Consider the following 25,290-nt stretch of genomic DNA (forward strand, 5'->3'; position numbering starts at 1 on the left):
TGCCCGGCCCCTGCCCCGAAGGGCACCCATGGACACGGTCATCCGCGGAGCCACCGTCGTCGACGGCACCGGCGCCCCGCCGTACCGCGCCGACGTCGCCCTCGCCGCGGGCCGCATCGCGGAGATCCGGCGCGACCCCAAGGCGCCCCGCCTCACCGGCCGCCGCGTCCTCGACGCCGACGGCCTCACCCTCACCCCCGGCTTCATCGACATGCACGCCCACAGCGACCTGGCCCTCCTCCGCGACCCGGACCACTCCGCGAAGGTCGCGCAGGGCGTCACCCTGGAGGTCATCGGGCAGGACGGCCTGTCCTACGCACCGGTCGACGACCGCACCCTCCCCCAGGTGCGCCGCGCCATCGCCGGCTGGAACGGCGACACCACCACCGACGGCGAACCGGCCGCCGGCGCCGTCGACTTCACCTGGCGCACGGTCGCCGACTACCTCGCCCGCCTCGACGCCGGCCCCACCGGCGACGGCCTCCCCGTCAACGCCGCCTACCTCGTCCCGCACGGGACCGTCCGCATGCTCGCCGTCGGCTGGGACGACCGCCCCGCCACCCCCGCCGAACGGGACCGCATGCGCGCACTCGTCGCCGACGGCCTGCGCGAGGGCGCCGTCGGCATGTCCTCCGGCCTCACCTACACCCCCGGCATGTACGCCCCGGACGCCGAACTCACCGAGCTGTGCCGGGTGGTGGCCGCGCACGGCGGCTACCACTGCCCGCACCACCGCTCCTACGGCGCGGGCGCCCTCGACGCCTACGCGGAGATGATCGCCGTCGCCCGTGCGTCCGGCTGCGCCCTCCATCTCGCCCACGCCACCCTGAACTTCGGCGTCAACGCCGGCCGCGCGGCGGACCTGCTGGCCCTCCTGGACACAGCCCTGGCCGACGGCGTCGACCTCACCCTCGACACCTACCCGTACACCCCCGGCTGCACGACCCTCGCCGCGCTGCTGCCGAGCGCGGCCCACGAGGGCGGGCCCGACGCCCTGCTCGCCCGCCTCCGCTCCGACACCGAAGCCGCCCGCATCCGGCACACCCTGGAGACGACGGGGTCCGACGGCTGCCACGGGGTGCCCGTCGACTGGGACACGATCGAGGTCTCCGGCGTCGCCCACCCCGACGACCCGGCCCTCGCCACCCACGTCGGCCGTACGGTCGCCGCAGTCGCCCGCGACCGCGGCGAGGAACCGTTCGCCGTCGCCCGTCGCCTCCTCCTCGCCGACCGCCTCGGCACCACGATCCTCCAGCACGTCGGCCACGAGGAGAACGTCCGCGCGATCATGCGGCACCGGGCGCACACGGGCGGCAGCGACGGCATCCTGCACGGCGCGAAGCCGCACCCCCGCGCCTACGGCACGTTCCCCCGCTACCTCGGCCCCTACGTCCGCGACACCGGCACGCTGACCCTGCCCGAGGCCGTCGCCCACCTCACCGGACGGCCCGCCGCCCGGCTACGCCTCCCCGACCGGGGCCTGGTCCGCGAGGGCCATCGCGCCGACCTCGTCCTCCTCGACGCCGACACCGTCGCCGACGGCGCCACCTTCGCCGCGCCCCGCACCCCGCCGACGGGCATCCACCACGTCCTCCTCGACGGCCGCTTCACCCTCCACCACGGCCACCGCACCGACGCCCTCCCCGGCCGCGTCCTCCGCCGCGCCTGAGCCCACCGGACGCACCGAAGGGGAGGCCGTCATCGTCGGCCTCCCCTTCCACATCACGCTCAGCGGCCGGACTTCAGCCCCTCCACGAAGACCGCCCACGAGACGGACGGCACGAGCACCGCAGGCCCGTGCGGGACCTTGCTGTCACGGACGGGGACCACGCCGGCGAACCCGTCGGCCACCTCCACGCAGTTGCCACCCTCCTGGTTGCTGTAGCTGCTGCTGCGCCAGGCGACGCCGGTCAGATCGAGTCGGGACGTTCGCTCCACGGTAAGTGCCCTCCATCGCGGCTCGGATCATGTCGAGTGACAGAACCGGGGGCAGGGCGGCTGCCCGCAGCCGATCGTAGATGAGGGCGTGATTCTTGACCTCTGCCGGTTCCTCGACGAGCTGGCCGTAGTTGGAGCCCTCCAGATAGGCGGTCTCCTCTCCGTCGGGCATGGTCAGAAGCGTCATGGAGCCGCCGAGCGAGTCGTGCTGACCCTGGCGGAAGGGAAGCACCTGGACCGTGGTGCGCCTGTCGCGAGCGGCCTCCCGCAGACGCCGGAGCTGGCGCCGCATCACGTCCGTGCCGCCGACGGGACGCCGCAGCACCGCCTCGTCCAGCACGACCCACAGCTCGGGACGGTCCCGCTCCGCCAGGCGTTCCTGCCGCTGCAACCGGGCCTCGACGCGTTCCGCCAGATGCCCTTCGCTCTGCAACGTGCGGCCGACGCTCAGCACGGCGTGCGCGTACTCCTCGGTCTGCAACAGACCGGGCACCACGTGAGCGGCGTACTCGCGGAGACTCACCGCCCGCGCCGAGTACTCCATGAACTTGCGCGACCAGTCGGGGAACGCCTCGCGGTAGACGTACGGCCACAGGTCGACCAGCAGCCCGTCCGCGCCCAGCACTTCGTCCAGCGCCCGCGCGAGCTCCTGTGTGGGCTTCGCACCCGAGGACCGTTCCACCTGCGTGATCCGGGTGCCGACGACATGCGTGCGTGCGCCCAGCTGTTCCTGCGTGAGCCCCGCGGCGGTGCGCAGTCTCCGGACCCGGCTGCCGAACAGCGCGGCCATCGATGACGTGGGGTCGATTTCCTTGGCCATGGGCTGACTTCGACTCCTTACAGCCGGAAGGTTAAGCGCTGACCTCCTTCCGAGGATACGACCCGGAGTCGATGCTTGAGCACGGAACGTCACCCTCCGCACACCTCGGAACGGACTCCCTCGTGCTCAACGCCCGCACCCTGCCCGACGACGACCCGCGCCGTGCGGCCGAACCGGTCCCACCGCAGCGGCATGTCCTCTCGCTGCGCTTCACCTCCTCCCCTCGCGGCGCTCAGCTCGCCCGGAAGGCCGCAGTCGGGGGGATGGAGAAGTGGGGCCATCCACCGACGTCGGACGCCTCGTGCAGCGTCGCCCTCGTCGTCGCGGAACTCGCCGCCAACGCCGTGTGCCACGGCCTCGTGCCCGGAAGGGAGTTCGCCCTGGACCTCGTCCACACCTCCAGCAGCGGCCTCGTCCGCATCGAGGTGTCGGACGCCCACCCGACCCGGCCGCCTGCCCACCCCGCCCCGGCCGGCCACGAAGCCGAGTCGGGCCGGGGCCTGCTCATCGTCGACCTCCTCGCCACCCGCTGGGGCACCACCCCGCGCACCCCCGTCGGCAAGACCGTCTGGGCCGAACTGGAGACCGCGCCCTGACGGGGGCGGCGACTCCGCCGCTGGCGCGGTGGGAGAGTCAGACCCGTCGCAAGGACCGACTGGGCCGCGTGGCCCCCGCGGTCAGCGGGCGTCTTCGTCCCGCTCTTCCTGGCGCTTCGCGCGGTTCTTCTCCTTGAGGCGGGCGGTCTCCTTGCGGACCTCGGCCTGGGTGGCCCGCTCCTGGCCCAGCCACTCGGGCTGTTCCTTCTTCAGCGCCTCGATCTGCTCGGTGGTGAGGGGTTCGGTGACGCCCCCACGGGCGAGCCCCGAGATGGAGACGCCCAGCTTCGCCGCGACGACCGGGCGGGGGTGCGGGCCGTTGCGGCGCAGTTCGGCCAGCCACTCGGGGGGATCGGCCTGCAGCGCGTTCAGCTCGCTGCGCGAGACGACGCCCTCCTGGAACTCGGGGGGCGTGGCCTGGAGGTACACACCCAGCTTCTTCGCCGCGGTCGCGGGCTTCATGGTCTGGGTGTTCTGGCGCGACGTCATGGTGTCCAGGGTATCCAGACCGTGTCGGGCCCCGGACCCCGACCGGTACCCTGGCGGCCGTGACCAGCTCTTCCCCGGCCTCCCCGTTCCGGGTCGCGTACGTGCCCGGCGTGACGCCGACCAAGTGGGTGCGGATCTGGAACGAGCGGCTGCCCGGCATTCCGCTGGCCCTCGTCCCGGTGAGCGCCGCCGAAGCACCGGATCTGCTGCGGGAAGGCGGCGCCGACGCGGGCTTCGTACGGCTGCCGGTCGACCGTACGTACTTCAGCGCGATCCCCCTCTACACGGAGACGACGGTCGTCGTGGCGCCGAAGGATCACGTCGTCGCGGTGGTCGACGAGGTCGGGACCGGGGAGCTCTCCGAGGACGTCGTGCTGCATCCTCTGGACGACACCCTCGACTGGGACGGCGGGAAGGGCCTGCCCGGCCGGCCGGCGATCGAGCGGCCCGCCACGACGGCGGACGCGGTCGAGCTGGTGGCGGCGGGGGTGGGCCTGCTCGTCGTCCCGCAGTCGCTCGCCCGCCTGCACCACCGCAGGGACCTCACGTACCGGCCGGTGACGGACGCCCCGCAGTCGCGTGTCGCGCTGGCGTGGCCGGAGGCGGCGACCACCGACAGGGTGGAGGACTTCATCGGGATCGTCCGGGGGCGGACCGTCAACAGCACGCGGGGGCGCGCAGCGCCCTCGGCACAGCCGAAGCGCGCCTCCGCGCGCGGGGCGCAGGACACGTCCGCGCGGGGAGCCCGGCGCCGCGGTACCGGGGGCACGCGGGGCGGCAAGCGCCGCGGGCCCCGCCGCCGGTCGTAGCCCGGAGCGCACAGCCTGCCGCTCCACCACCCTCCGCCGGGTCACCGCGCAGAGGAACTGCGCGGGTAGGGGTGCCAGCCTGCCGTGCGGACGGTGAAACCGAGCGGTTCGGGCAGGGGGATCTCCTGACCGAAGACACCCTTGCCCGTTTCGACGTACTGGCTGCCGTCGAGCTCGAGGAGGTGCCACGTCGCGTCGTTGGGGTCGATGACCAGGTAGACGGGAATGCCGGCTGTCGCATAGCGGCGCCGCTTGTCGTCCCAGTCGCGCTTGATCGCGGTCGGCGTGGTGGAGACCGTCTCGACGACGGCGAGGACGATCTGCGGTGGCCAGTCCGCCTCGGCGTCGTCGGCAGGCATGTCCTCGGAGCGGATGATCACCGCGTCCGCGCGCGGCCGGTAATCGTCGGCGAGGAGCAGTCCCCGCTCCGCCCACGCCTCGAAGGGCTCTGGTGTGTGGCGGACGAGGCTGCGACCGGGGAGATCGTCGACGTGTCCGGGATTGGCCTGCATGACGATCTCGCCGTCGAGCAGTTCGACGCGTAGACCGTCCGGGACGTCCATGTCGTGCCAGGCGCGCACGAGCGCGGTGATGCTGTTCACCGGAATCCTCCCGCCACGAAGCCGCGACATCAGGATAAGTCGGCCCGGCGCCGGGGGCGTCAGGCGTGCTGGTAGGCGACCAGCGAGATGCCGACGTAGTGGACGACGAAGGCGGCGAGGGTCAGGGTGTGGAAGACCTCGTGGAAGCCGAACCAGCGGGGTGAGGGGTTGGGGCGCTTGATGCCGTAGACGATGCCGCCCGCGCTGTAGAGCAGGCCGCCGACGACGACCAGGACCAGCACGGCGATGCCGCCCGCGCGCAGGAACTCGGGCAGGAAGAACACCGCGGCCCAGCCCATCGCGAGGTAGCAGGGCGTGTAGAGCCAGCGCGGGGCGCCGACCCAGAAGACGCGGAAGGCGATACCGAGGACGGCGGCGATCCAGATGCCCCACAGCAGGACGTCCTGGCGGCCGTCCTCCAGCAGCAGGATGGTCAGCGGCGTGTAGGTGCCCGCGATGATCAGGAAGATGTTCGCGTGGTCCAGCCGCCGCAGCACGGCGTTGGCCCGGTCGCCCCAGTTGCCCCGGTGGTAGAGGGCGCTGGTGCCGAAGAGCAGGCACGCGGTGAGCGTGTAGACGGCGCAGGCCAGGCGGCCCCGGTTGCTGTCGGCGAGCGCGGTCAGGAAGGTGCCGGCGATGAGCACGGCCGGGAACATCCCGGCGTGCAGCCAGCCGCGCATCAGCGGCTTCAGCGGGATGTGGGCCAGGTGGGGGCCCGTTTCGGGCTTCTCGGTCCCCTTTTCGGATGTTCTGGTGCCGGCAGCCGCGCTGCCGGGTTGGGACAGGGCGTCGGTCGGGGCAGCAGTCATAGCCGTCAGGCTACCTACGCACCCGTAGGGTCCGGACCCCCGCCGTGCCCGCCGACCTGGAGTGGGATTGCTCACGATTGCTCACCTGAGCGCCCCTCTGGACACATGACACAGGAGGAGACATGATCAGATGAGCGTAGACGGCACCGGATGAGCGTCAGCCACGAATGCATCCGGGCCGCCGCCCCCAAGGGGCACACATCTGCAGAGCAGCCCGGAGGCGGACACACGTGCGACGTCCACCGCCGGACGACCACCACACCCTCACACCGTCTGGAGCGATCGTGGCGCGCAGTACTGCGGCTCCCACCAGCCCCCCTACCGACCACACCGAGCTCGTCGCCTGGGTCGACGAGATCGCCGCCCTCACCGAGCCCGACCGTGTCGTGTGGTGCGACGGCTCGGAGGCCGAGTACGAGCGCCTCGCCGAGGAGCTCGTCGAGAAGGGGACCTTCAAGAAGCTCGACCCGATCAAGCGCCCGAACAGCTACTACGCGGCGTCGGACCCGAGCGACGTCGCCCGCGTGGAGGGCCGGACGTACATCTGCTCCGCGAAGGAGGAGGACGCCGGCCCGACGAACAACTGGAAGGCGCCCGCCGAGATGCGGGAGATCTTCCAGGGCGAGAAGGGCAAGGGCGGGCTGTTCCGCGGCGCGATGCGCGGCCGGACGATGTACGTCGTCCCGTTCTGCATGGGCCCCCTCGGCTCCCCGCTGTCCGCGCTGGGCGTCGAGATCACCGACTCCGCGTACGTCGCCGTCTCCATGCGCACCATGACCCGCATGGGACAGCCCGTCCTGGACGAGCTGGGCTCCGACGGTTTCTTCGTCAAGGCCGTGCACACCCTGGGCGCCCCCCTCGCGGCGGGCGAGAAGGACGTGCCGTGGCCGTGCAACGACACCAAGTACATCTCGCACTTCCCCGAGGACCGCGAGATCTGGTCCTTCGGCTCCGGCTACGGCGGCAACGCCCTGCTCGGCAAGAAGTGCTACGCGCTGCGCATCGCCTCCGTCATGGCGCGTGACGAGGGCTGGCTCGCGGAGCACATGCTGGTGCTGAAGCTGACCCCGCCGCGCGGCGAGTCCCACTACGTCGCGGCCGCGTTCCCCAGCGCCTGCGGCAAGACCAACCTCGCCATGCTGGAGCCCACCGTCCCGGGCTGGACGGTCGAGACCATCGGCGACGACATCGCCTGGATGCGGTTCGGCGAGGACGGCCGCCTGTACGCGATCAACCCCGAGGCCGGCTTCTTCGGTGTCGCCCCCGGCACCGGCGAGCACACCAACGCCAACGCCATGAAGACCCTGTGGGGCAACTCGGTCTTCACCAACGTCGCCCTGACCGACGACGGCGACGTCTGGTGGGAGGGCATGACCGAGGAGACGCCCGCCCGCCTCACGGACTGGAAGGGCAACGAGTGGACGCCGGAGTCCGGCACCCCGGCCGCCCACCCCAACGCCCGCTTCACCACCCCGGCCGGGCAGTGCCCGATCATCGCCCCGGAGTGGGAGGACCCCCGCGGCGTGCCGATCTCCGCGATCCTCTTCGGCGGCCGCCGCGCCACGGCCGTGCCGCTGGTGACGGAGTCCTTCAGCTGGCAGCACGGCGTCTTCCTGGGCGCCAACGTGGCCAGCGAGAAGACCGCCGCCGCCGAGGGCAAGGCCGGTGAGCTGCGCCGCGACCCGTTCGCGATGCTGCCCTTCTGCGGCTACAACATGGGCGACTACATGGCCCACTGGGTCAAGATCGGCGCCGAGGCCCCGGACCCCGCGAAGCTGCCGAAGATCTACTACGTCAACTGGTTCAAGAAGAACGACGAGGGTGCGTTCGTCTGGCCGGGCTTCGGCGAGAACAGCCGCGTCCTGAAGTGGATCGTCGGCCGCCTGCGCGGCGACGCGGAGGGCGTCGAGACGCCCATCGGGATCCTGCCGACGAAGGAGGCCCTGGACCGGGACGGGCTGGACCTGTCCGAGAAGGACCTGGACTTCCTGCTCGCGGTGGACAAGGACGTCTGGCGCGACGAGGCGGCGCTCGTGCCCGAGCACCTCAACACCTTCGGCGACCACACGCCGACGGAGCTGTGGGACGAGTACCGCGCCCTCGTGCAGCGCCTGGGCTGAGCGAACCGCCGGGGGCGCCCTGCACCCGCAGGGCTCCTCCCGGCTTCGTCAGCGATGCCCACCGAACGGGGCCGCCTGGACGCGTACGGCGGGCGCCGCGCCGGGACGCACTCAGACGGCGACGATCGTCACCAGGTCGTCCAGCCCCTTGAAGTCGTCCGCGTTCCGGGTGAAGAGCGGCAGGCCCCTTACAGAGGCGACGGCGGCGATCATCAAGTCCAGACGCCGGGGGCGGCGGGGGTTCCGGTCCGCGGCAAGCGTGAGGGAGACCAGCGAGCCGTAGCGCGAGGCGGCGTCACGGTCGAACGGCAGCGGGTCGAAGTCGGCCACGGCCGCCCCGAGCTTCTCCATCCTGGCGGCCCGGGCCGCCGGAGTACGGGCCAGTGCCACGCCCTGGTGCAGCTCGGCCAGCGTGACGGCGGTGAGCTCCGGGACCTGCGGGAGCACGGCTGGATCGAGTACGTCCAGGTCGATGTACGTGCACGTGTCGAGTACGCCGGCCGGATGCCGGTCAGCCACGGCCGCGCTCCCAGGGGTCGTCCTCGCCGACCTCGTCCGCGTCCCCGAAGAAGCCCTCAGCGTCCCGCCTCATGGCGGCGTGGTCGACGCGGGGCAGCGCGCGGTGGCGCGCGACCAGCTCCTCGGCCGTGAGCCGGCGCCGGTGCCGTAGCGGACGCAGCTCGGCGACCTCGGTGCCGTTACGGGTGATGTGGTACGTCTCGCCCGCCTCGACGGCATCCATGACGGCAGCGGAGCTGTTGCGGAACTCACGCTGAGTGATGGTCTTCATGCAGCCAAGTGTTGCCCGGCGTGTCTCACCGGGCTACACCTGCCGTTCCGGCTCACACCGTCAGGCGGTCTCCGCGAGGCCGAGGGCCTCGGCGTGCTGCTCCAGGCACGCGGCGGCGAGTTCCGCGGCGGCCAGGTCGTCCCGCGAGGTGGCGATGACCAGCGCCATGCCGGCGAGATTGTGTGCCCGCTGCCGCAGGGCGGTGAGGTGAGCCTCGCCCTCGTCACGTGCCGTCGGCGCCGCCCGGAGCGGCACCCGGCCGCCCCGCAGCCGGGCCGCGGTCTCCGCGAGACGCTCGGCCGCGTCGTCGAGGGCCGGCCCCGGCGCGAGCGCCCGCAGCTCGTCGGTCACGGTGAGCAGCGCGGTGAGATGACCGGCCAGCCGGATGTCCAGCTCCTCCGTACGGGACCGGTGCGGCCCGTCCGGCTCGGCCATGGAGTGGACCGACTTGTTGCGGATCGGTTCGTACATGGAGGGCTCCCTGGCGACGTACTGAGGCAGCCATCCTACCTTGGACAAAGTCCAAAGTTGACCCTCTTCGCGGAATGTGCACACGGGAAGGCCCGCCGGACCCCACCGGTCATGGCTGTCCGTAACCGTCCAGGAACGTACCGATACGGGTCACCGCGTCCGCCAGCTCCTGCGCCGGGGGCAACGTCACGATGCGGAAGTGGTCCGGCTCCGGCCAGTTGAAGCCCGTGCCGTGCACCACCATGATCTGCTCGGCCCGCAGCAGGTCCAGCACCATCTGCCGGTCGTCCTTGACCTTGAAGACCTTCGGGTCGAGCCGCGGGAACAGGTACAGCGCACCCTTCGGCTTCACGCACGTCACGCCCGGAATCTGCGTCAGCAGGTCGTACGCCACATCGCGCTGCTCCAGGATCCGGCCGCCCGGCAGCACCAGCTCCTCGATGGACTGCCGCCCGCCCAGCGCCGTCGCCACCGCGTGCTGCGCCGGCATGTTGGCGCACAGCCGCATGTTGGCCAGGATCGTCAGGCCCTCGATGTAGGACTGCGCGTGGTGCTTCGGCCCGCACACCGCCAGCCAGCCGGAACGGAAGCCCGCCACCCGGTAGTTCTTGGACAGCCCGTTGAAGGTGAGCGTCAGCAGGTCGGGCGCCACCACGGCCGTCGGCGTGTGCGTCGCGCCGTCGTACAGGATGCGGTCGTAGATCTCGTCGCTGCACACGATCAGCCCGTGCCGGCGGGCGATCTCGGTCAGCCCGCGCAGCATCTCCTCGTCGTACACCGCGCCCGTGGGGTTGTTCGGGTTGATGATCACCAGCGCCTTGGTGCGGTCGGTGATCTTCCGCTCCACGTCCGCCAGATCGGGCATCCAGTCGGCCTGCTCGTCGCAGCGGTAGTGCACGGCCGTGCCGCCGGACAGCGACACCGCCGCCGTCCACAGCGGGTAGTCCGGAGCCGGGACCAGCACCTCGTCGCCGTCGTCCAGCAGCGCCTGCATCGACATCTGGATCAGCTCGGAGACGCCGTTGCCCAGGTACACGTCCTCTACCGACAGCTCGATGCCCTTGGTCTGGTAGTGCTGCATCACCGCGCGGCGGGCCGTGAGCAGCCCCTTCGCGTCGCCGTAGCCGTGCGCGTCGCCCACGTTGCGCACCATGTCCTCGAGGATCTCCGGCGGGCACTCGAAACCGAACGCCGCCGGGTTCCCGGTGTTGAGCTTGAGGATGCGATGACCCGCCGCCTCGAGCCGCATGGCCTCCTCGAGCACCGGGCCACGGATCTCGTAGCAGACGTTGGCGAGCTTGGTCGACTGGATCACCTGCATACCGAAACCATACGGGCGACCCCCTGGAGGCGCCTGGTGTTTTCGGTCACGGCGGACCGACCGGGTGACAATGGAGGCCATGACCTCCGCACTTCCCGACGACGCCCCCGTCCCACCCGCCGGACGACGGCCCGGCCTGCGGGAGCGCAAGAAGATCCGCACCCGCAAGACGATCCGCGCCGCCGCCTACCGGCTCTTCGCCGAACACGGCTACGACGCCACCCCCGTCGACCGCATCGCCGAGGCCGCGGAGGTCTCCCCCAGCACCGTCTTCCGCTACTTCCCCACCAAGGAGGACATCGTCCTCACCGACGAGTACGACCCGCTCGTCGAAGAGGCGCTCCGCCGGCGCCCGGCCGCCGAGCCGCCCGTCCGGGCCCTGCGCGAGGCGCTGTCCGAGGTGCTCGCGCAGTCCTACGAGGAAGACCTGGCCGAGGCCCACCAGCGACTCCGGCTCATCCGCGACGTGCCCACCATCCGGGCCCGGATGTTCGAGCACAACGCGGAGACCAGCCGCCTGCTCACCCGCGTGCTCTCCGAACGCACCGGCCGCCCCGAGGACGACCTCGAACTCCGCGTCGTCACCGGCGCGATGCTCGGCGCGCTCACGGAGGCGATGGTGCTGTGGGCCGAGCGCGGCATGCACGGCGACCTCTGGGAACCGGTCGGCCGCGCCCTCGACGTCCTCGAACGCGGCCTCACCCTCTGAGACTCCGCCCGCAGCGCCCTCCGAGACTCCGCCCCCAGCCACACAGCAGGACGCCCGCACCAGGACTCCGCCCGGCCCCGAAATCCCGTTGCGGCCCGGACACCGTCTGCCTACCGTGTGCCTCCTCCGGGGCCGGGGAGGCCGCGCCCTGCCACCACCCGGTACGCGGCCGCAGGCCGGCGGACCGGAGAAGCGGAACGCCATGTCCTCGCAGCTGTTCGCGCTCGGCATCGACGCCCACGACCCCCGCGTCCTGGCACACTTCTGGGCCGGCGTCCTGGGCTGGAAACCGGCGGCCGACGCCCCCGACGACCCCCGCGACGGCATCACCCTCCTGCCGGGCGACGGCGACGACACCGGCTTCCGGATCCGCCTCCTCCCCTCGCAGGAGCCGAAGACGGGCCCGAACCGGATGCACTTCGACCTGACGAGCACCTCCCCGGAGCAGCAGCAGGAGACGGTCGCCAGAGCCCTCGAACTCGGCGGCCGGCACATCGACGTCGGACAGCGCCCCGAAGAGGGCCACGTGGTGCTCGCCGACCCCGAGGGCAACGAGTTCTGCGTCCTGGAGCCGGGCAACCGCTTCCTCGCCGAATGCGGCTTCGTCGGAGCGCTCGCCTGCGACGGTTCCCAGCAGGTCGGCTACTTCTGGAGCGAGGCGCTCGGCTGGCCCCTGGTCTGGGACCAGAACGAGGAGACCGCGATCCGCTCGCCGCACGGCGGCCCGAAGATCACCTGGGGCGGCCCACCCGTGGCGCCCCAGTCCGGCAGGAACCGGCTGCACTTCGACCTCGCCCCGCCCGCCGGCGGCGACCAGCAGGCGGAGGTCGACCGCCTCCTCGCCCTCGGCGCCACCCGGCTCGACGTCGCAGAGAACGACCCGGAGCGGGGCGCCCCCGAACGCGTCCTCCTCGCCGACCCCGACGGCACCGAGTTCTGCGTCCTGACACCCCGGTAGCGCACTCCTCGCGCGGCGCCTCGCGCGCGGCGCGGGGCGTCGGGGCGCCCTTCACCCGGTGCGCAGCGCCTCGGCGAGCGTGTCGCGGTCCGTCGTGGGCGCCGCACAGACGAAACCGCGGCACACGTACGCCGCCGCACGGCCCCCGACCAGCGGCCGGTCCGCCAGCAGCGGCTGCGCCGCGCCCGGCTCGCCCACCGCGACCACCGCGCCGGGCGCCGTCCCCAGCAGCGCCACCCGGTGCAGCCCGGACCGCACCGGGTCGTCCGCCTCACCGACGACCGCGACCTCCCGCGGCCCGTCCAGCAGCGCCTCCCCGGCCGCCAGCCCCCAGCCGATGAACCGCGCCGCGCGCGGCCCCAGCGCCCGTACGACCCCCAGCGCCCGTTCCGCCGCCGCCCGGTAGCGGCTCTCGCCGGTGTAGGCCGCGTACGACAGCAGCGCCGCCGCCGCGGCGGTCCAGCCGGACGGCGTCGCGCCGTCCGTCGGGTCCTGCGGGCGCCGGATCAGCCGCTCCGCGTCGTCCGCGGTGTCGAACAGCGTGCCGTCCTCGGCGGTGAAGTGCCGCAGCACCGCCTCCAGCAGCGTGCCGGACACCTCCAGCCACGGCGTCTCGCCCGTCACCGCGTACAGCGCCATCAAGCCCTCGGCGACGTCCGCGTAGTCCTCCAGCACACCCGCGCTCGGCCCGGCCACGCCGTCCCGCGACGTGCGCACCAGCCGGCCCCGGTCGTCGGTGTGCACCGCGAGCAGCAGGTCCGCCGCCGCGCTCGCCGCCTCCACCAGGTCGGGGCGGTCGAAGTACGCGCCGGTCTCGGCGAGCGCCGCGACCGCCAGACCGTTCCACGCCGCGACGACCTTGTCGTCCCGCCCGGGACGCGGCCGCCCCTCCCGCGCGGCGAACAACCGCTCCCGCACGGACGCCAGCCGCTCCGCCTCCCCCGCGTCCTCGGCCTCCGCGGGCAGTTGCAGCACCGACGCGCCCTCCTCGAAGGTGCCGCCCTCCGTCACCGCGTAACGGGCCGCCGCGAACGCCGCGTCGTCCCCGCCCAGCACCTCGGCGAGCTGCGCGGGCGTCCACACGAAGAACGCGCCCTCCTTGTGGGCACCGGACCCGTCGTCGCTGTCGGCGTCCAGCGCGGACGCGAACCCGCCCTCCTCGGTGCGGAGTTCCCGCACCATGAAGTCCGCCGTCTCCAGCGCGACCCGCCGCGCCAGTTCGCTGCCGGTCGCCCGCCACAGGTGCGCGTACACCCGGCACAGCAGCGCGTTGTCGTACAGCATCTTCTCGAAGTGCGGCACGACCCACTCCGCGTCCACGGAGTAGCGGGCGAAGCCGCCGCCGAGCTGGTCGTAGATCCCGCCGCGCGCCATCGCCTCGCAGGTGGCCTCCACCATCTGCAGCGCACCGTCCGAACCGGTGCGCGCGTGGTGGCGCAGCAGGAACTCCAACGCCATGGACGGCGGGAACTTCGGCGCCCCGCCGAACCCGCCGCGCTTCTCGTCGAACTCGCGGGTGAGCCCCAGCAGCGCGGCGCCCATCTCCTCCTCGCCGGGCGGCTGCGGGCCGTCGTACTTCAGCGTCCGCCCGGCCAGTTCGCCGGTGATCCGCTTCGCCACGTCGGCGACCTCGCCGCGCCGCTCAGCCCACGCGGTGGCCACGCCGTCCAGCACCTGCCGGAACGACGGCATGCCGTGCCGGGGCTGCGGGGGGAAGTACGTGCCGAAGTAGAACGGCTCCGCCTCCGGCGTGAGGAAGACCGTCATCGGCCAGCCGCCCTGCCCGGTGGCGGCCTGCACGGCCTCCATGTACACGGCGTCCACGTCGGGCCGCTCCTCGCGGTCCACCTTCACGGACACGAAGTGCTCGTTCAGGTACGCGGCCGTCTCGTCGTCCTCGAAGGACTCGTGCGCCATCACATGACACCAGTGGCACGAGCTGTATCCGACCGACAGCAGAACCGGCACGTCGCGCCGCGCCGCCTCCTCGAACGCCTCGTCGGACCAGGGCCACCAGTCGACGGGGTTGTCCGCGTGCTGGAGGAGATAGGGGGACGTCTCAGCGGCGAGTCGATTGGCCATACCGCCATCGTGCCGCACTCACCACGACGCCCGCACAACCCCGGGGCCCGGTGACCTCAGCCCGGCCGGCGGACCTCATCCGCCTGCCGCTCCCGCATCCTGGCTTCGTGAGGCGTGAGGTCCTGGGGCGTGCCCGGGAAGGCGGGGCCGCAGCCTTCGGGAAGGCGCCCGAGCACCATGGCGATCGCTTCGCGTGCTGTGACGGCCGGGCCGACGGTCTCGGTCCGGAGGGGTCCGCAGACCCAGTAGGTGCCCCCGGCCGCGGGCCGGATGCAGGGGATGTCCCAGGTCCACCGGGGCTCGGTGCAGCGGCTGAAGTGCAGCTCCCCCATTCCGGTCCACGGGGAGAGCCGGCGCAGGAGAGGGTCCGCGTACGCCTCTTCCCACCGCTCTGCCCGCACGCGGCCGTCAACCCGGCGCGGTTCTCGGGGCGGGCGACGGCGGCCGGCGTCAGAGGCGGGGGGCGCGGGGGTCCGCGGAGGAGTGGTGGCCGGCGACGGCGAGGGCGCGGTAGGCGACGTAGGCGGCGACGGGGTCGGGGGCGGCGGCCCAGGGGAGGGCGCCGACGTAGCCGTCGACGACCCGCAGCGCCTCCAACGCTTCCTCGTAGCGCTCGGCGCGGACCAGGAGGCAGACCAGCAGGTGCAGGACGTGCGGGCGGACCGGGTGGTCGTCCTCGACCTGGTCGACGGCGAACTCCGCGGCCTCGATGGCCCGTTCGACATCGGCGCTCTGGTAGAGGCCGCGGACGACGTTGACCTCGGGAAGGTGCTCGTAGAGGGCGAAGAGCGGGAGGGCCGGGAGCAGGGTGCCCTCGGGGGCGTGCGCGGCGGCGGTCTGTGCGAAGGCGTCGGCCTGCTGCTTGGAGCCGCGGCCGCTCTCGGCCCAGTACTGGAGGGCGGCGAGGTGGGCGCCCATGTGGTGGGGGGCGCGGCGGGTGACCTCGGACCACAGCGCCTCGAAGTCGGCGGTGCGGTCGCCGAGGGCGCGGGCGACGACCAGTTCGGTGAGGTACGGGGTCGGGTCGGCGTCGGCGAGGGCGGCGGCCTCGCGGCAGACGGTGCGGGCCTCCTCCAGGATGATGCGGTGGGAGTCGGTGCCGGGCGGCTCGGCGAGGCCCTGCCAGACCAGGAACTGGGCGTAGACCTGGGCGGCGGAGGGGTCCTGGGGCCGTTCGGCGCGCCACTGACGCAGCCAGCTCGCGTCCGGGACGGCGGCGGCCGGCGCCGGGTCCTTGCGGAAGGAGACGGCGTCGGCCGTGGGCGCGGCGTCCGGTTCCGGCGCCGGCGAGGCGGTGCGGGCCTCGGCGAGTTCCTTGGCGGCGGCGCCGGCGGCGGACTGCACGCGCTGCCAGCGCAGCTCCCACTCGTCGCCGGTGAGGGCGAAGAGCCGGGCGATCTGTTCCCAGTCCTGCCGGGTGCGGGCCTCGTCGAGGGCGTCCACGAGCTGCGGGTCGGGGCCGGGCAGCCGTACGTCCAGCTCCGTGGGGGCCGCGAAGCCGTACGCGGCCTCGGGCGAGATCGCGGTGAGGTGCCCGCCGGCGGCCTCGCGGGCGAGCCGGCGACGCCGCATCGCGGGCACCACGAGCACGCCGAACAGGGCGGCGAGGACGATCAGCAGGAACAGCGCTTCCATGACGGCGTTCTCCGGCGGGTGGAGGGATTCGACCGGGGTTCGGTCGAGCGTGTCTGCCTCCACGGTACGGCCCGCTACCGTGGGCCCCATGAACGACCGGAACCCTCAGAGCTTCGAGACCCTGGCCATCCATGCCGGGCAGGCGGCGGACCCCGCGACCGGTGCGGTCGTGCCGCCCATCTACCAGGTGTCCACGTACAAACAGGACGGCGTGGGCGGCCTGCGCGGCGGCTACGAGTACAGCCGCTCGGCGAACCCGACGCGTACCGCGCTGGAGGAGAACCTGGCCGCGTTGGAGGGCGGCCGGCGCGGCCTGGCGTTCGCGTCGGGCCTGGCGGCGGAGGACTGCCTGCTGCGCGCCCTGCTCCGCCCCGGCGACCACGTGGTGATCCCGAACGACGCGTACGGCGGCACGTTCCGGCTGTTCGCGAAGGTCGTGGAGGCCTGGGGCGTGAAGTGGTCGGTGGCGGACACCTCCGACGCGGCGGCGGTGCGTGCGGCGGTCACCGAACACACCAAGGTGATCTGGGTGGAGACCCCGTCGAACCCGCTGCTGGGCATCAGCGACATCGCGGCGCTGGCCGACGTGGCCCGTACCGCCGGCGCGAAGCTGGTGGTGGACAACACCTTCGCCAGCCCGTACCTGCAGCAGCCGCTGGCGCTCGGTGCGGACGTGGTGGTGCATTCGACCACCAAGTACATGGGCGGCCACTCGGACGTGGTCGGCGGTGCGCTGGTGGTGAACGACGACGCGCTGGGCGAGGAGCTGGCCTTCCACCAGAACGCGATGGGCGCGGTGGCCGGCCCGTTCGACGCCTGGCTGGTGATGCGCGGCATCAAGACGCTCGCGGTGCGGATGGACCGGCACGGCGCGAACGCGGCGCGGATCGTGGACCTGCTGACCGGGCACGCCGCGGTGACGGAGGTGTACTACCCGGGTCTGCCGTCGCACGCGGGTCACGAGGTGGCGGCGAAGCAGATGCGCGGCTTCGGCGGCATGGTGTCGTTCCGGGTGCGGGGCGGCGAGGAGGCCGCGGTGCGCGTGTGCGACCGGGCGAAGCTGTTCACGCTGGGCGAGTCGCTGGGCGGTGTGGAGTCGCTGATCGAGCACCCGGGCCGGATGACGCACGCCTCGGTGGCGGGATCGGCGCTGGAGGTGCCGGCGGACCTGGTGCGGCTGTCGGTGGGCATCGAGTCGGCGGACGACCTGGTGGCGGACCTGTCGCAGGCGCTGTCCTGACCCGTACGCCGCCTGACCGGTACGCCGCCTGACCGTCGCGTCACCGGACACGCCGACGCCGGGCGTCCCCTATGCAGGGGGCGCCCGGCGTCGGCGTGTCACCAGGTGAAGACGGGTGGCGGCTGGGTGTGCGGCACGGCCCAGGGCTGGGTGGTCGCCGCCCAGGCGGCGAAGAGCACGGCCGCGACGGCGGCCAGCGTCCACAGCGTCACGTGCAGGCCGTGGCGGCGGCGCAGGAGGCGGGCGCCGCGGGCGCTCGCCCGGGCGGCCAGGTCGGCGGGGACGGGGGTGTGGGCGGCGTCCAGCATGCGCCGGACCTCGCTCTCCTTGCGGTCGAACGGGCTCACGGTGCCACCTTCTCCCGTGCCGGGCCGGACTGGGCGGCCGGCGGGTTCCCGCGCGAAGTGCCCCCGTGTACGTCCGGGGGGCGGGACCGCAGGGTCGTGGTCGCGCGCGTGCAGAGCGTGCGGACCCGTTCGACGGGCAGCGCGAGCGCGGCGGCCACCTGTTCCTCGGCGACCCCTTCGTACAGCCGCAGCACCAGGATGAGCCGCTCCTGGGGGGCGAGGCTGCCGAGGAGGCCGCCTCGGGGCCTGCGGTAGCGCCAGGCGTTGTGGGCGAAGCGGCGGGCGAGCTCCAGCCGCGCGTGGTCGTACGGGTCGTCGCCGCGCAGCCGTTCCCAGCCGGCGTAGGTGCGGGCGAGGGCGCCGACCAGGAGGTCCTCGGCGAGCGGGGACTCCTCCGCCGGCTCGGCCGTGAGCAGCGTGGCGGCATGCAGTAGCCGCCCGCCGGCTCCCGCGACGAACGCTTCGAATTCCTGGGCGCGGCGACGTTCCTGCGACACCTGACGCGTCTCCACCGATGTTCGCCTCCCGTTCTCTTCATGGGAATGCAGGAACGGTGATCGAATCAAGAGGACGGTCGGGCCGGGATCACACGGATTCGCGTGAGGCGGCCGGGTGCGGGGGCGGGGCCGCCGCGGCGGGAGCCGTCCCGTTTCCCCCGGGGCGCGCGAGCGCCCTCGGGGGTGCGGGAGGTGTCTCGGGTGCCGCCGGCTACCGGGGCAGGAGCCCGGCGGTCGAGAGGGCGGTGTTGAAGCGGGTGAGGAGCGAGCAGAAGGTGGCGCGTTCGCTCTCGCTCCAGCCGTCGGTCAGCCGTTCCATGAGGGCGCGACGGGAGGACCGGACCTGTTCCAGCCGGGTGGAGCCGCGCGGCGAGAGCTGGAGGACGACGGCGCGGCCGTCCTCGGGGTGGGAGGTGCGTTTGACCAGGCCGGAGTCGACGAGCGGGGCGACCTGCCGGGTCACGGTGGAGGAGTCGATGCCCATGCCGGCGGCGAGGGCCTTGACTCCCATCGGGCCCTCCCGGTCCAGGCGGTGGAGCAGCAGGTAGGCGGCACGGTCCATGGAGTTGCGGGCCTGCCCCACACCCCCGAGCCGGGTCTGCTCTGCGCGGCGCGCGAAAACGGCCACCTGGTGCTGCATGGCGTCGAAGACGCATGCCATGGCGTCGTCCGCGCTGTCGCCGCCGTATGCCGCGGCGTCGCCGTCCGCCGCGGAGCCGTCGGGCGGCAGGAGGCCGTCGGCGGCGGGTTCGGCGGCGGGCGCGGATGCGCGGCCGGACGCCTCGGGGGTGTCGGGGTTCTCGGTCGTCAGTTCCGGGTGCGTGGGCATGGCCGGGATGCTCGCTTCTTCGGTGGATGCAGGGGGTGGACGGCGGGGAGAGTGTGTGGACCACAGTACGCGCAACGGCCCCGGTGGCGTACCGCTGCGACGGCGGCGGTTGGCCTTCTGGGAGCGGGGGTTCGGGCCCTGTGCGCGTGGCGGACCGGGGGGACGGGGAGACGAAACGGTTCAGCGCCGGAGGGGCCGGACTGCGCGGCTGGTGCCAGACTGACCGCATGGCCGCCCGCCCCGACGAGCCCCGCACCGGGACCCCCGGTGCGGGCGCCGCGTACTCCGCCAGCCCGGAAGAAACCGCCGCCCCCACGACCCCCTCCGCTCCCTCCACTCCGCTCGACGAGGCCGTCCCGTCCGCCTTCGCCGTCACCGTCGACGACGTCCGGGCCGCGCAGAAGACCCTCGAGGGCGTGGCCCGTACGACCGCCCTGGAGGGGAGCCGTTACCTGACCGGACTGGTCGGCTCGCCGGTGCACCTCAAGTGCGAGAACCTCCAGCGCACCGGGTCGTTCAAGCTGCGGGGGGCGTACGTGCGGATAGCGGGCCTGTCCCCGGAGGACCGGGCCCGCGGGGTGGTGGCGGCGAGTGCCGGGAACCACGCGCAGGGCGTGGCGCTGGCGGCGGCGCTGCTCGGCGTCCGCTCGACGGTGTTCATGCCGGTCGGGGCGCCGCTGCCGAAGGTGGCGGCGACGCGGGACTACGGGGCGCAGGTGGTCCTGCAGGGGCAGGTGGTGGACGAGTCCCTGCGGGCCGCCGAGGAGTACGCCGCGGAGACCGGCGGCGTGCTGATCCATCCGTTCGACCACCCGGACGTGGTGGCCGGGCAGGGGACGCTGGGGCTGGAGATCCTGGAGCAGTGCCCGGAGGTGCGCACCATCGTGGTGGGCGTCGGCGGCGGCGGGCTGGCGGCCGGGATCGCAGTGGCGGTGAAGCGCTTCCGTCCGGACGTGCGGATCGTCGGGGTGCAGGCGGAGGGGGCGGCGGCCTATCCGCCGTCGCTGGCGGCGGGCCGGCCGCTGGCGCTGGACGCGATGTCGACCATGGCGGACGGCATCAAGGTGGGGCGGCCGGGAGACGTGCCATTCGAAATCGTTGGCGCTCTCGTGGACGAGGTCCGTACGGTTTCCGAGGACGCGTTGTCCAGCGCACTGCTGCTCTGCCTGGAGCGGGCGAAGCTGGTCGTGGAGCCTGCGGGGGCGAGTTCCGTGGCGGCGGTGATGTCCGACCCGGGCGCCTTCGAGGGCCCGCTCGTCGCGGTGCTCTCCGGGGGGAACGTGGATCCGCTGGTGCTGCAGCGGACGCTGCGGCACGGCATGGCGGCCGCCGGGCGCTACCTGTCGCTGCGGCTTCGGCTGTCGGACCGGCCGGGCGCGCTGGCGGCGCTCCTGGGGGAGTTGTCAGTGGCCGACGCTAACGTCCTCGACGTGAGTCATGTCCGGACCGAACCGCGGCTCGGGCTCGACGAGGTGGAGGTGGAGCTGCATCTGGAGACCAAGGGACCCGAGCACTGCATCGAGCTGTCGGCGACCCTGCGCGCGGCGGGCTACACGGTCGTGAGCTGACGTCCGCGGACGCCGCCTGTCCACCGCCCGTCCGCCGCGACGCGGAAGCGGCGGCCCCGCCCGACGACGGCGCCTCCGTCGGCACCTCGCGCCCACCGCCCCCGTCGGACCCACCGGCGTACGGCACTCGCGACTGTCTCGTATTCCGGTTGACGCGATATATCGCATGGGGGGAGAGTGGTCGTCCGCCGCCGCACCGCCCGGCACCCCTGCCCACCCGCACCCCGCGCCGACTCCCGGACCGGCCTCCGGCCGGAACCGCGCACCCACGCCGCGCCCCCGCGGCCCGCACCTTTCCGAAGTCCTCCGACCCTTCACCAGGAGTGCCACATGCCAGGCGCCATTCACGCCGAAGGTCTCGTCAAGACCTTCGGTGACGTAAAGGCTCTGGACGGCGTCGACCTCGACGTGCCCGAGGGGACCGTGCTCGGTCTGCTCGGCCCGAACGGCGCCGGCAAGACCACCGCCGTCCGCGTCCTGACCACCCTGCTGCGACCGGACAGCGGCAGAGCCGTCGTCGCAGGGATCGACGTGCTCAGCCGTCCCACCGAAGTCCGCCGCAACATCGGCCTGTCCGGCCAGTTCGCCGCCGTCGACGAGTACCTGACCGGCCGGGAGAACCTCCAGATGGTCGGGCAGCTCTACCAGATGTCCGCCCGCGACGCGAAGCGGCGGGCGGGCGAGCTGCTGGAGCGGTTCAACCTCGCCGACGCCGCCGACCGCACCGCCAAGACCTACTCCGGCGGCATGCGCCGCCGGCTCGACCTCGCCGCGGCGCTCGTCGTCAGCCCGCCCGTGATGTTCATGGACGAGCCGACCACCGGCCTCGACCCGCGGAACCGCCAGCAGCTCTGGGAGGTCATCGAGGAGCTGGTCGCCGGCGGCACCACGCTCCTCCTCACCACCCAGTACCTGGAGGAGGCCGACCGCCTGGCGCACGACATCGCCGTGGTCGACCACGGCAAGGTCATCGCCCGCGGCACGTCCGACCAGCTCAAGGCCAGGACCGGAGGCGAACGCGTCGAGGTCGTCGTGCACGACCGCGACGACCTGCCCACCGCCGACACCGTGCTGCGCGGCCTCGGCAAGGGGGACACGGTCATCGAGGAGCACACCCGCAAGCTCACCGTGCCGGTGACCGGCGGTGCGAAGCTGCTCGCCGAGGTCATCCGCGAACTCGACACCCGCGGCGTGGAGATCGACGACATCGGCCTGCGCCGCCCGACCCTCGACGACGTCTTCATCTCCCTCACCGGCCACGCCGCCGAGGAGCGCGAGAACGGCCGGCCGGGCTCCGACGCCGCGGCCACCGACGACACGACCACCACCGGCCAGGCCGGGACCACGAAGGAGGCATCCCGGTGAGCGTCACCGAGAGCAAGGTCGCGGCGCAGCCGGCGCCGGTGGCCAAGGGCGGCCTGAGCCAGTCGGTGACCGACTCGCTGATCGTCGCCAAGCGCAACCTGATCCGCATGAAGCGCATCCCGGAGATGGTCATCTTCGGACTGATCCAGCCCGTGATGTTCGTGGTGCTCTTCTCCTACGTCTTCGGCGGGTCGATCAACGTGCCCGGGGCCGGTCTGGACCCCGGCGCCTACCGCGAGTTCCTGATGGCGGGCATCTTCGCCCAGACCGTCACGTTCGCCACGGCGGGCGCCGGCGCGGGCATCGCCGAGGACATGCACAAGGGCCTGATCGACCGCTTCCGGTCGCTTCCGATGGCCCGCGGCGCCGTCCTCACCGGGCGCACGCTCGCCGACCTGGTGCAGACCGCCCTCACCCTGGTGGTGCTGGCACTGGTCGCCCTCATCGTCGGCTGGCGCACGCACGAGAACGCCCTGAAGGTGCTCGCCGGCTTCGGCCTGCTGCTCCTGCTGGGCTATGCGTTCACCTGGATCGGGGCCCTGATCGGCCTCAGCGTGCGCACTCCCGAGGCCGCCACCTCCGGCGGCCTGATCTGGCTGTTCCCGCTGACGTTCATCTCCATCGCGTTCGTGCCGTCGCAGAACATGCCGACCGTGCTCCAGCACATCGCCGAGTGGAATCCGTTCAGCGCCACCGTGCAGGCGGCCCGCGAGCTGTTCGGCAACGTCGCGCCCGGCTATCCGGTGCCGGACGCCTGGCCGATGCAGCACCCGGCGTGGGCCTCGCTCATCTGGTCGGTGCTGATCATCGCGGTGTTCCGGACGCTGGCGGTGCGGAAGTACAAGTCCGCCTCCGGCTGACCGGGCCGCGGTACGCATGAAGGGCCCGGACGCCGCGCGCGGCGTCCGGGCCCTTCACCGTGTCCGTGGTGGCGGCACTCAGCCCTGGTAGGGCTTGGCCTCCAGGATGCGCACCGATGCCATCTTGCCGTTCGGCAGCTCGTACTCGGCGTCCTCGCCGACCTTCTTGCCGTTGACGCCGTTCCCCAGCGGGGACTGCGGGGAGTACGTCTCCACGTCGGCGCTGGCGTACTCGCGGGAGGCGAGCAGGAACGTCAGCGTGTCGTCCTCGTCGCCGTCGAAAGCGATCGTCACCACCATGCCGGGGGCGACCACGCCGGTGTCCGCAGGAGCCTCGCCCACCTTGGCCGTCTCGAGCAGCTGCGTCAGCTGCCGCACGCGCAGCTCCTGCTTGCCCTGCTCCTCCTTGGCCGCGTGGTAGCCGCCGTTCTCGCGGAGGTCTCCCTCCTCACGCGCCGCCTCGATCTTCTTGGCGATCTCCGTGCGTGCAGGACCCGACAGGTACTCCAGCTCCGCCTTGAGCTGGCTGTACGCCTCCTGGGTCAGCCAGGTGACGTTGTCGCTGGTCTGGGTCACGGTCGCTCCTCGTCGGTACCGGGTACACAAAACAACGCCCTGCCCGTAAGGCTGCGCCGAGACGGGCGGGCGGAAACAACGAGCCTAACAATTCCGGCGGAAAAGGGAAGAAGTGTGGACGGACGGTGTCCCTCCGTTCGCGTGACGTCGGTCTCCCGGCACGCCGCGGGACCGCGTGACCGTCCGCCCGGGGCCGCTCAGCCGTCCGCCGCCGCGTGACAGCCGACGAGCTGCATACGGGCCGCCGGGCCCGTGGTCCGCACGGTCACCACCGGGTCGACACGTTCGGCGCCGCCCGAGACGCGCACGTCCTTCCTTCCGACCACACCGCCTTCGGTACCCAGCACACGAAGGGTGCACACCCCCGTCACACCGGCGTCCTTGTGGATCTCCAGCCGCGCCTCGACCGACTCGTCCGAGACCTTGCGGAAGGTGATGACCGAGCCGCTCACCTCCGAGCCGGCGACGTAGGACCAGCCGAACCAGCCGACCAGAGCGAGCAGCGCCACCCCCAGCACGGCGCCGACCGTGCGCAGGCCCCTTTCGGAGTCGCGGCCGCCGGCGGCCGCGCCGGAGCGGCCGTAGCGGCCCTCGGGCGGGCGGGCACGGGTGTCGGCCATGGCAGGTCCTACTCGGGTGGGGCGGGAATACGGCGGGGGTCTCGTTCGGTCACTATAGAAGCCGTCTGACGTGACGAGACAACGAGGATCGAGCCTTGACTGAGCAGCTCCGACTGATGGCCGTGCACGCGCACCCCGACGACGAGTCGAGCAAGGGCGCCGCGACCATGGCGAAGTACGTGTCCGAGGGGGTGGACGTGCTGGTCGCGACCTGCACGGGCGGTGAACGCGGCTCCATCCTCAACCCCAAGCTCCAGGGCGACGCCTACATCGAGGCGAACATCCACGAGGTGCGCCGCAAGGAGATGGACGAGGCCCGCGAGATCCTGGGCGTCGAGCAGGCGTGGCTCGGCTTCGTCGACTCCGGCCTCCCCGAGGGCGACCCGCTGCCGCCGCTGCCCGACGGCTGCTTCGCCCTCCAGGACGTCGAGACGGCGGCCGAGCCGCTGGTACGGCTGATCCGCTCCTTCCGTCCGCACGTGATGACCACGTACGACGAGAACGGCGGCTACCCGCACCCCGACCACATCATGACCCACAAGGTCTCCATGGCCGCCTTCGAGGCCGCCGGCGACGCCACGCGGTTTCCGGATGCCGGCCCGGCCTGGCAGCCGCAGAAGATCTACTACAACCAGGGCTTCAACCCGCAGCGCACCCGCGCGCTGCACGAGGCGCTGCTGGCGCGCGGCCTGGAGTCGCCGTACGGCGAGTGGCTGGAGCGGTTCAAGGAGTTCCAGCGCAAGGAGCGCGAACTGACCACGTTCGTGCCCTGCGGGGACTTCTTCGAGATCCGCGACAAGGCCCTCATCGCGCACGCCACCCAGATCGACCCCGACGGCGGCTGGTTCCGCGTCCCGCTGGAGATCCAGCGGGAGGTCTGGCCGACGGAGGAGTACGAGCTCGCGAAGTCGCTCGTGGACACCTCCCTCCCCGAGGACGACCTCTTCTCCGGCATCCGGGAGAATTGACCCCATGAGCGCGACACAGACCAGCCTCGCCCAGCTCCTGCCGCTCGCGAAGGAGCTGGACGAGAGCAAGGTGAGCCCCGGCGTCCTCGGCTTCCTCGTCTTCGCCGTCATCGGCCTGGCGGTGTGGATGCTGATGAAGTCCATGAACACGCACATGAAGCGCGTCGACTTCGAGGAGACCCCGGCCTCCGAGTCCGCGACCGACACCGCGAAGAAGGCGGGCGGCGGCACGCGGCACGCCTGACGTCCGTCACCGGCCCTTCGCCCCGCC

General features: G+C 72.7%; 29 protein-coding genes. 12 read left to right on the forward strand and 17 right to left on the reverse strand.

The window, feature by feature from the left end; genetic code table 11:
* The first annotated feature begins 28 nt into the window (after positions 1-28).
* On the forward strand, positions 29-1,669 hold the full coding sequence (locus tag K304_RS0114395) for a D-aminoacylase (protein WP_027764313.1): 1,641 nt from the start codon (positions 29-31) through the stop codon (positions 1,667-1,669).
* A gap of 59 nt (positions 1,670-1,728) precedes the next feature.
* Here the strand turns inward: K304_RS0114395 and K304_RS34045 are convergent, their stop codons facing one another.
* Positions 1,729-1,857 (reverse strand): DUF397 domain-containing protein, encoded by a 129-nt coding sequence (locus tag K304_RS34045; protein ID WP_037790445.1) that lies wholly within the window; start codon positions 1,855-1,857, stop codon positions 1,729-1,731.
* A complete protein-coding gene (locus K304_RS0114405) occupies positions 1,814-2,728 on the reverse strand; it encodes a Scr1 family TA system antitoxin-like transcriptional regulator (RefSeq protein WP_027764315.1) in 915 nt (304 codons plus the stop codon). Before K304_RS0114405 ends, K304_RS34045 begins: the two co-directional genes overlap by 44 nt.
* 101 nt (positions 2,729-2,829) lie before the next feature.
* On the opposite strand from K304_RS0114405, the gene K304_RS0114410 reads away from it, so the two are divergent.
* The gene (locus K304_RS0114410; RefSeq protein WP_199779614.1) at positions 2,830-3,354 is read left to right on the forward strand and encodes an ATP-binding protein; all 525 of its coding nucleotides are present in this window, start codon (positions 2,830-2,832) and stop codon (positions 3,352-3,354) included.
* 81 nt (positions 3,355-3,435) lie between these two features.
* Here the strand turns inward: K304_RS0114410 and K304_RS0114415 are convergent, their stop codons facing one another.
* Complete coding sequence (locus tag K304_RS0114415) at positions 3,436-3,843, reverse strand: DUF5997 family protein (protein ID WP_027764317.1); 408 nt, start codon at positions 3,841-3,843, stop codon at positions 3,436-3,438.
* 59 nt (positions 3,844-3,902) lie between these two features.
* Here K304_RS0114415 and K304_RS0114420 point away from each other — a divergent pair, with 59 nt between their 5' ends.
* The gene (locus K304_RS0114420; protein WP_027764318.1) at positions 3,903-4,652 is read left to right on the forward strand and encodes a LysR family transcriptional regulator substrate-binding protein; all 750 of its coding nucleotides are present in this window, start codon (positions 3,903-3,905) and stop codon (positions 4,650-4,652) included.
* A 41-nt stretch (positions 4,653-4,693) separates the two neighbouring features.
* Here the strand turns inward: K304_RS0114420 and K304_RS31720 are convergent, their stop codons facing one another.
* Positions 4,694-5,254, reverse strand: coding sequence for a Uma2 family endonuclease (locus K304_RS31720; protein WP_027764319.1), 561 nt, complete (start codon positions 5,252-5,254; stop codon positions 4,694-4,696).
* A gap of 59 nt (positions 5,255-5,313) precedes the next feature.
* Positions 5,314-5,934 carry a PAQR family membrane homeostasis protein TrhA gene (trhA, locus tag K304_RS0114430; protein ID WP_051308460.1) on the reverse strand — a complete coding sequence of 207 codons (621 nt, stop codon included), beginning with the start codon at positions 5,932-5,934 and terminating at the stop codon, positions 5,314-5,316.
* Positions 5,935-6,347: 413 nt separating this feature from the next.
* On the opposite strand from trhA, the gene K304_RS0114435 reads away from it, so the two are divergent.
* Complete coding sequence (locus K304_RS0114435; RefSeq protein WP_027764321.1) at positions 6,348-8,183, forward strand: phosphoenolpyruvate carboxykinase (GTP); 1,836 nt, start codon at positions 6,348-6,350, stop codon at positions 8,181-8,183.
* Between the two features lie 111 nt (positions 8,184-8,294).
* On the opposite strand, the gene K304_RS0114440 is transcribed toward K304_RS0114435, so the two are convergent.
* The 4 genes from K304_RS0114440 to K304_RS0114455 all read right to left on the reverse strand — a co-directional run bounded on the left by K304_RS0114440 (position 8,295) and on the right by K304_RS0114455 (position 10,765).
* The gene (locus K304_RS0114440; RefSeq protein ID WP_027764322.1) at positions 8,295-8,702 is read right to left on the reverse strand and encodes a PIN domain-containing protein; all 408 of its coding nucleotides are present in this window, start codon (positions 8,700-8,702) and stop codon (positions 8,295-8,297) included.
* Entirely contained in the window at positions 8,695-8,973 is a 279-nt protein-coding gene (locus K304_RS0114445; RefSeq protein WP_027764323.1) for a type II toxin-antitoxin system Phd/YefM family antitoxin, read from the reverse strand. The genes K304_RS0114440 and K304_RS0114445 overlap by 8 nt, the downstream gene beginning before the upstream one ends.
* Before the next feature lie 60 nt (positions 8,974-9,033).
* Positions 9,034-9,444: an SCO4983 family protein gene (locus K304_RS0114450; protein WP_027764324.1), complete on the reverse strand. Its 411-nt coding sequence runs from the start codon at positions 9,442-9,444 to the stop codon at positions 9,034-9,036.
* A gap of 109 nt (positions 9,445-9,553) precedes the next feature.
* Entirely contained in the window at positions 9,554-10,765 is a 1,212-nt protein-coding gene (locus tag K304_RS0114455; protein ID WP_027764325.1) for a pyridoxal phosphate-dependent aminotransferase, read from the reverse strand.
* A gap of 70 nt (positions 10,766-10,835) precedes the next feature.
* Between K304_RS0114455 and K304_RS0114460 the strand changes: the two genes are divergently transcribed.
* Both K304_RS0114460 and K304_RS0114465 read left to right on the forward strand, forming a co-directional pair.
* Positions 10,836-11,474, forward strand: coding sequence for an acyl-CoA-like ligand-binding transcription factor (locus tag K304_RS0114460; RefSeq protein ID WP_027764326.1), 639 nt, complete (start codon positions 10,836-10,838; stop codon positions 11,472-11,474).
* Between the two features lie 202 nt (positions 11,475-11,676).
* Positions 11,677-12,432: a VOC family protein gene (locus K304_RS0114465; RefSeq protein ID WP_027764327.1), complete on the forward strand. Its 756-nt coding sequence runs from the start codon at positions 11,677-11,679 to the stop codon at positions 12,430-12,432.
* A gap of 51 nt (positions 12,433-12,483) precedes the next feature.
* Here K304_RS0114465 and K304_RS0114470 read toward each other — a convergent pair whose 3' ends face one another.
* From K304_RS0114470 to K304_RS0114480, 3 genes are read right to left on the reverse strand one after another with little or no spacing between them, the layout of a single operon-like run.
* Positions 12,484-14,514, reverse strand: a complete 2,031-nt coding sequence (locus K304_RS0114470; protein ID WP_027764328.1) for a thioredoxin domain-containing protein — start codon at positions 14,512-14,514, stop codon at positions 12,484-12,486.
* Between the two features lie 56 nt (positions 14,515-14,570).
* The gene (locus tag K304_RS34050; protein WP_051308461.1) at positions 14,571-14,915 is read right to left on the reverse strand and encodes a DUF6193 family natural product biosynthesis protein; all 345 of its coding nucleotides are present in this window, start codon (positions 14,913-14,915) and stop codon (positions 14,571-14,573) included.
* A gap of 49 nt (positions 14,916-14,964) precedes the next feature.
* Entirely contained in the window at positions 14,965-16,149 is a 1,185-nt protein-coding gene (locus tag K304_RS0114480) for a hypothetical protein (protein ID WP_027764329.1), read from the reverse strand.
* Positions 16,150-16,237: 88 nt separating this feature from the next.
* Here K304_RS0114480 and K304_RS0114485 point away from each other — a divergent pair, with 88 nt between their 5' ends.
* On the forward strand, positions 16,238-17,389 hold the full coding sequence (locus tag K304_RS0114485; RefSeq protein WP_027764330.1) for a cystathionine gamma-synthase: 1,152 nt from the start codon (positions 16,238-16,240) through the stop codon (positions 17,387-17,389).
* 98 nt (positions 17,390-17,487) lie between these two features.
* On the opposite strand, the gene K304_RS33645 is transcribed toward K304_RS0114485, so the two are convergent.
* The 3 genes from K304_RS33645 to K304_RS0114500 all read right to left on the reverse strand — a co-directional run bounded on the left by K304_RS33645 (position 17,488) and on the right by K304_RS0114500 (position 18,894).
* Entirely contained in the window at positions 17,488-17,736 is a 249-nt protein-coding gene (locus tag K304_RS33645) for a hypothetical protein (RefSeq protein ID WP_027764331.1), read from the reverse strand.
* Entirely contained in the window at positions 17,733-18,248 is a 516-nt protein-coding gene (locus K304_RS32180) for a sigma factor-like helix-turn-helix DNA-binding protein (protein WP_027764332.1), read from the reverse strand. Before K304_RS32180 ends, K304_RS33645 begins: the two co-directional genes overlap by 4 nt.
* A gap of 196 nt (positions 18,249-18,444) precedes the next feature.
* Positions 18,445-18,894, reverse strand: a complete 450-nt coding sequence (locus K304_RS0114500; RefSeq protein ID WP_027764333.1) for a MarR family winged helix-turn-helix transcriptional regulator — start codon at positions 18,892-18,894, stop codon at positions 18,445-18,447.
* Positions 18,895-19,289: 395 nt separating this feature from the next.
* On the opposite strand from K304_RS0114500, the gene ilvA reads away from it, so the two are divergent.
* The 3 genes from ilvA to K304_RS0114515 all read left to right on the forward strand — a co-directional run bounded on the left by ilvA (position 19,290) and on the right by K304_RS0114515 (position 22,855).
* Positions 19,290-20,630, forward strand: a complete 1,341-nt coding sequence (gene ilvA, locus K304_RS29080; protein ID WP_078529103.1) for a threonine ammonia-lyase — start codon at positions 19,290-19,292, stop codon at positions 20,628-20,630.
* Positions 20,631-20,960: 330 nt separating this feature from the next.
* The gene (locus K304_RS29085; RefSeq protein WP_051308462.1) at positions 20,961-21,995 is read left to right on the forward strand and encodes an ATP-binding cassette domain-containing protein; all 1,035 of its coding nucleotides are present in this window, start codon (positions 20,961-20,963) and stop codon (positions 21,993-21,995) included.
* Positions 21,992-22,855 (forward strand): ABC transporter permease, encoded by an 864-nt coding sequence (locus tag K304_RS0114515; protein WP_037790450.1) that lies wholly within the window; start codon positions 21,992-21,994, stop codon positions 22,853-22,855. Before K304_RS29085 ends, K304_RS0114515 begins: the two co-directional genes overlap by 4 nt.
* Positions 22,856-22,933: 78 nt before the next feature.
* On the opposite strand, the gene greA is transcribed toward K304_RS0114515, so the two are convergent.
* Positions 22,934-23,431, reverse strand: coding sequence for a transcription elongation factor GreA (greA, locus tag K304_RS0114520; RefSeq protein WP_027764335.1), 498 nt, complete (start codon positions 23,429-23,431; stop codon positions 22,934-22,936).
* Between the two features lie 197 nt (positions 23,432-23,628).
* Positions 23,629-24,051, reverse strand: a complete 423-nt coding sequence (locus K304_RS0114525; RefSeq protein WP_027764336.1) for a DUF4307 domain-containing protein — start codon at positions 24,049-24,051, stop codon at positions 23,629-23,631.
* A 95-nt stretch (positions 24,052-24,146) separates the two neighbouring features.
* Here K304_RS0114525 and mca point away from each other — a divergent pair, with 95 nt between their 5' ends.
* Together mca and K304_RS0114535 are read left to right on the forward strand one after the other, a co-directional pair.
* Entirely contained in the window at positions 24,147-25,019 is an 873-nt protein-coding gene (gene mca, locus K304_RS0114530) for a mycothiol conjugate amidase Mca (RefSeq protein ID WP_027764337.1), read from the forward strand.
* Positions 25,020-25,023: 4 nt separating this feature from the next.
* Entirely contained in the window at positions 25,024-25,263 is a 240-nt protein-coding gene (locus tag K304_RS0114535; RefSeq protein ID WP_027764338.1) for a hypothetical protein, read from the forward strand.
* Positions 25,264-25,290 lie beyond the last annotated feature (27 nt).

It is taken from the genome of Streptomyces sp. CNS606 (assembly GCF_000426325.1).